This is a genomic window from Methyloceanibacter sp. (genome assembly GCF_050728395.1).
GTDB lineage: Bacteria > Pseudomonadota > Alphaproteobacteria > Rhizobiales > Methyloligellaceae > Methyloceanibacter.
The window spans coordinates 1-4,351 of record NZ_JBOHJB010000152.1 but is presented as its reverse complement, the minus strand read 5'-3'; the positions used below and the strand labels follow the sequence as shown (position 1 = coordinate 4,351).

The following is a 4,351-nucleotide window of genomic DNA, read 5'->3' as shown; positions in this document are numbered from 1 at the left end:
TCACCGAGCTGATCGCGATAGACGGTGGCGTTGAAGGCGGCGCGTGACTCCTCACTTGCGCTTCCGTCCGCGAGCGGGCGGAGCACGACGTAGAGCACGGCAGCCGTCAAAACGGCAAAGATCACCCAGAGCAACACCTAGGGCGGATCCTCCGCTTGTCCAGGGAGGCTAAGCCATAGGGCAATGGCGTGAAGGTGGGAAGCTTCGGGAGGCAGGGAAAGATGAAATCGGCGCAATGGAAGGAGTCTTAGGCCTGGCGCCGAAGGCCGGGGGGGAAGTGGGCGATGTCAGAGGCGTCAGCCTACGCCGCGCCAGGTTCCGTTGTCCTCGCGGCAGGCGACGCCCTTCAAGATGGCGCGTGAGCCACCGCGATTGATGGTGTGGGTATAGGTGCGGCAGTATTGATCGCCCTTTTTATAAGGGCGCCCCGGCACGATCGACCCGCGATCGCTCATGGCCGGATAGGTCCAGGCGACCGGCGCGCCGGACTGGCCATATTCCAGAGCCCGATATTCGGCGTCAGCGGCGATTCCGCGCTCGCGCGTGCTCATCTGCCTGCCGATCGCCCCGCCGCTGATGCCGCCGGTCACTGCGCTATTCCCCGGCGTGGAGACAAGGAGGCGGCTCTTGACGGCAGGGGAACTGCTGGGTGAGCTTGAGAAGGCTCCGAGCAGGAAACCGGTGCCTCTGTCCGACCCGCAAGCCGCGACCAGAACCGGCACGAAAGCAAGCGTCGCTAAGGACGCCGCACGCAAGAACGCTATTCCCATCGACTTTTGTCCTGAACGGACAGCCCCCAGCCTTGCGCCGAACGACGCATGGTTTGAGCTGAATTGTCGCAGACGACGCTTAACAAACGGTGATTTTTGAGGGGCTTAGGCCGCGGGCAGGTTGAGGCGTGCGCGCAAGCCCCCTTGCGGCGAGGGCTCGAGATCGAAGCGCCCTTTATAGAGATGGGCGAGCTCGGCGACGATGGATAGCCCAAGTCCCGACCCTGGCTTGGTCTCATCGAGACGCTGCCCTCGCTTGACCGCCCTGGCCCGGTCAGGCCCGGTAAGCCCCGGCCCATCATCATCCACCAGGACCTCGAAATTGCCGGCGCCGTCGCATCGTGCGGCACTGACCCAGACCTGGGACTTCGCCCATTTGCAGGCATTGTCCAGGAGGTTCCCCACCATCTCCTCGAAGTCCTGCTTCTCGCCTTGGAATTTGAGGCCGGGGCTCGAATCCACCGTGAGCTGCAGCGCCCGGTTCTCATAGATACGGTCGAGCGCCCGCTTCAGGCCATTGAGCACGCCGTCAACGTCGGTGATATCGCCGATGGCGCTCGAGCGGGCGGCAACGCGGGCACGGTCGAGATGGTGGGTGATCTGGGTGCGCATCAGCTCGGCCTGCTCGACCACCTTGCTCGCGAGCGGATCGTTCCTCTCACGCGCTTCGTTGGTGATGACGCTGAGCGGTGTCTTCAGCGCATGGGCGAGATTGCCGACATGGGTGCGCGCCCGCTCGACGATCTCCCGGTTGGATTGAATCAGGGCGTTGAGCTCCTGCTGCAGCGGCCTGATCTCGGTGGGGAGTTCGCCCTCCAGTCTCTCCGCATCGCCGGAGCGGATCGCCGCAAGGTTGTGCCGGATGGCGCGCAAGGGCGAGAGCCCGAACCTGACCTGGAACAAGGTTGCCACCACCAACCCTAATCCAAGCACCGCGAGCGCAGCGATCAGCATCATGCGGAATTCGGCGAGATCCTTGTCGATTTCCGCTGCGTCGCCGGCGACGGCGTAGGAATAGGGTGCGGATAGCGCGCCGGCGGGCTTGATCTCCCGCTCGACGACGCGCAAACGCTGATCTTGGGGGCCCGGTGCGTAGGCACGCCTGATGAGGTGCTGGTCGGGGGCGGCACCCTGTTGGCTCGGCAACTTGAGCTGCTGGTCGAGCAAGGAGTCGGAGACGAAAAGCGGCCGCTCCGCAGCGCCCTCGAACGGTTTGATCTGCCAATACCAGCCTGAGAAGGGAATGGTGAAGACGGGCTCGCCGAGATTGGCCGGTGCCTTGGGGGTGCTGGCGCCCTCGGCCGTTGTCGAAGCGATGAGGCTGGTCAGATAGACGTTGAGTCGCGCATCGAAGCTGCGCTCGACCGCCTGGCGATAGAGGGAGAGGAGGAGGAATGCGGTCACCGGCAAGACGACGAGCGTCCACGCCGCCGCGGATGCGAAGAGACGGAAGGCGAGAGAATTAGGCCTCATTGCTCTCGTCCGCGAGGCGGTAGCCGAGCCCCCGGACGGTCTTGATGATATCCACTGGAAGCTTCTTGCGCAGGCGTCCGATGAAGACCTCGACAGTGTTCGAGTCGCGGTCGAAGTCCTGCTCATAAAGATGCTCGACCAGCTCGGTCCGGGAGACCACACGGGCGCGGTGCAGCATGAGATAAGCGAGCACGCGATATTCGTGGGAGGTGAGCTTCACTGCCTGCCCGTTGACGGTCACCTTCGCCGATTTGGTGTCGAGGCGAAGGGGACCGCATTCGAGATCGTTCCGGGCGTGCCCCGCCGAGCGCCTGAGCAGCGCCCGCAAGCGCGCCAGAACCTCCTCCATGTGGAAGGGCTTGGCCACATAATCGTCGGCGCCGGCGTCCATGCCGGCGACCTTGTCGCTCCATCGCTCACGCGCAGTAAGGATGAGCACCGGCATCTTGCGGTCGTCGCGCCGCCACTGCTCGAGCACGCTCAAGCCGTCTTTCTTGGGAAGGCCGAGGTCAAGCACCACGGCGTCGTAGGGCTCGGTATCGCCGAGGAAATGCCCCTCCTCCCCGTCAAAAGCGGTATCGACCGCATAGCCCGCATCGCTCAGCGCCGATACGAGCTGCCGGTTGAGGTCTGGATCGTCTTCCACGACGAGAAGCCGCATCCTCATACCCTCCCGGAGCGCTTGTCGCTCCCCAATTCCTCCTAAGGCTGGCCGGTCAGAGCGTCAACGGTGACGTTGCTGACGTCACCCTTGGCCCCAAGCACGACGAGCTTATAGAAAAACCGGCCGTCCTGATCGCAAAGGCTCGCATGAATGATCTGTCCGCCCGTGCGCGACTGCACCATCTGGTAGATGATATTGGCTGGCAGCAGGGAATTTTTGGCGATCACCGGCGCCGCCGATGCCCAGGGCAGGCAGTTTTGATCGGCGGCTTGGCCGGCTGCCGTCAACAAAAGGCTGACGACGGCCGCGACAGCCGCCTCATTGATGACCCGGCGCATAGTTCTCAAGTTCCGTTGCTCGTCATTGATTTGGCAACGTTATTGGAGCTTGCATGAACCTCCCATGAACGGGTCCGCAACAGGTCATTTTGCCTTGCTGGATTTGGCGGTTTGCGCCGCGGGCGGGCTCGTAAGAGCTCCTCGAGCTGATCGATGGCGACGGCGAAGTCGCTGCCGCCTTCATTGGTGTGCACATTCTCCGAGGCGGTCACGCCGCCGCCGGTCGAGATCACCTGATCGGTGGCATAGGCGAACTCGCCGGCACCCGGGATCAGGGTCACGGCACGCACCGTATCCTCGAAAGAGTCGAACTCGCGGATTACCTCGAAATTGAACACCGGCAGGCGGTTGCCGAAGCTCTCGAGCGGCATGTTCTTGAACACGACATAGGCCACGCCGCGATAGGCGGGCACCGGGCCTCCTTCCTTGTTCTCGATCAGGTCGTCCGGCGGCTGCGTCTCGGTGCCGTAATGGATGTCGAAGTCGAACTTGTTCTTCTTGAGCTTCTTGCCGTCGGCCCAGATGGTGCCGATGCGGTCGATCGGACCCTCGCAGACGGCATAGGCGGCGTTGGCGAAGTAGGTATATTTGACGGTCTTGGCGTCCTTGCCGCTGCCGGTCGTGCCGGCGACGTTCTTGCCGCCAGCCGTCTGCTGCTTGACCTTCTCCTTCTCCTCCTTGAAGCGCGTCGCCCAGATGAGCTGGCCGGGCAGCCGTGCCCTGCCATAGACGCGCGGCAGCGGCGTCCCTTCGCTCGAGGAGCCGAGCTTCAAGTCCGAGACGCGCGGGCCCGCCGGCACGCTCGTCTGTCCGGTGGCGCCGGTAAGCGGCCCGAGCAGCGCCTGATCGACGAAGGCGCCGACGATCGTACCGATCGTGCTGCCGACCACCTTGCCGGTGAGCGCGGTGCCGAGCAGCGACAAGCCACCAGGTAGCAGCGCGCCGCCGATCGCCGAACCGGCAATGCCGAGCACCAGCGTCGCCATTACTCAATCCCTGCGGTTGATTTATCCCTCCCCCAACGTGGGGAGGGCGGCGTGCCCCGATCTTGGCGCAGCCAAGTCGGATGGCGCGCCGGGTGGGGGGATTGGATCGCACGCAGTTCT

Annotated in this window: 5 protein-coding genes and 1 pseudogene; all 6 read right to left on the bottom strand. The window is 64.0% G+C overall.

The window, feature by feature from the left end:
- A pseudogene (locus ACREC7_RS15870) lies at positions 1-125 on the bottom strand (c-type cytochrome biogenesis protein CcmI); the annotation flags it as partial.
- A 171-nt stretch (positions 126-296) separates the two neighbouring features.
- A complete protein-coding gene (locus tag ACREC7_RS15865) occupies positions 297-770 on the bottom strand; it encodes an RT0821/Lpp0805 family surface protein (protein ID WP_431556660.1) in 474 nt (157 codons plus the stop codon).
- A gap of 105 nt (positions 771-875) precedes the next feature.
- The gene (locus ACREC7_RS15860) at positions 876-2,243 is read right to left on the bottom strand and encodes an ATP-binding protein (protein ID WP_431556659.1); all 1,368 of its coding nucleotides are present in this window, start codon (positions 2,241-2,243) and stop codon (positions 876-878) included.
- Complete coding sequence (locus tag ACREC7_RS15855) at positions 2,233-2,904, bottom strand: response regulator transcription factor (RefSeq protein ID WP_431556658.1); 672 nt, start codon at positions 2,902-2,904, stop codon at positions 2,233-2,235. The genes ACREC7_RS15860 and ACREC7_RS15855 overlap by 11 nt, the downstream gene beginning before the upstream one ends.
- A 41-nt stretch (positions 2,905-2,945) precedes the next feature.
- The gene (locus tag ACREC7_RS15850; RefSeq protein ID WP_431556657.1) at positions 2,946-3,245 is read right to left on the bottom strand and encodes a PepSY domain-containing protein; all 300 of its coding nucleotides are present in this window, start codon (positions 3,243-3,245) and stop codon (positions 2,946-2,948) included.
- Between the two features lie 5 nt (positions 3,246-3,250).
- The gene (locus ACREC7_RS15845; RefSeq protein ID WP_431556656.1) at positions 3,251-4,231 is read right to left on the bottom strand and encodes a hypothetical protein; all 981 of its coding nucleotides are present in this window, start codon (positions 4,229-4,231) and stop codon (positions 3,251-3,253) included.
- Positions 4,232-4,351 lie beyond the last annotated feature (120 nt).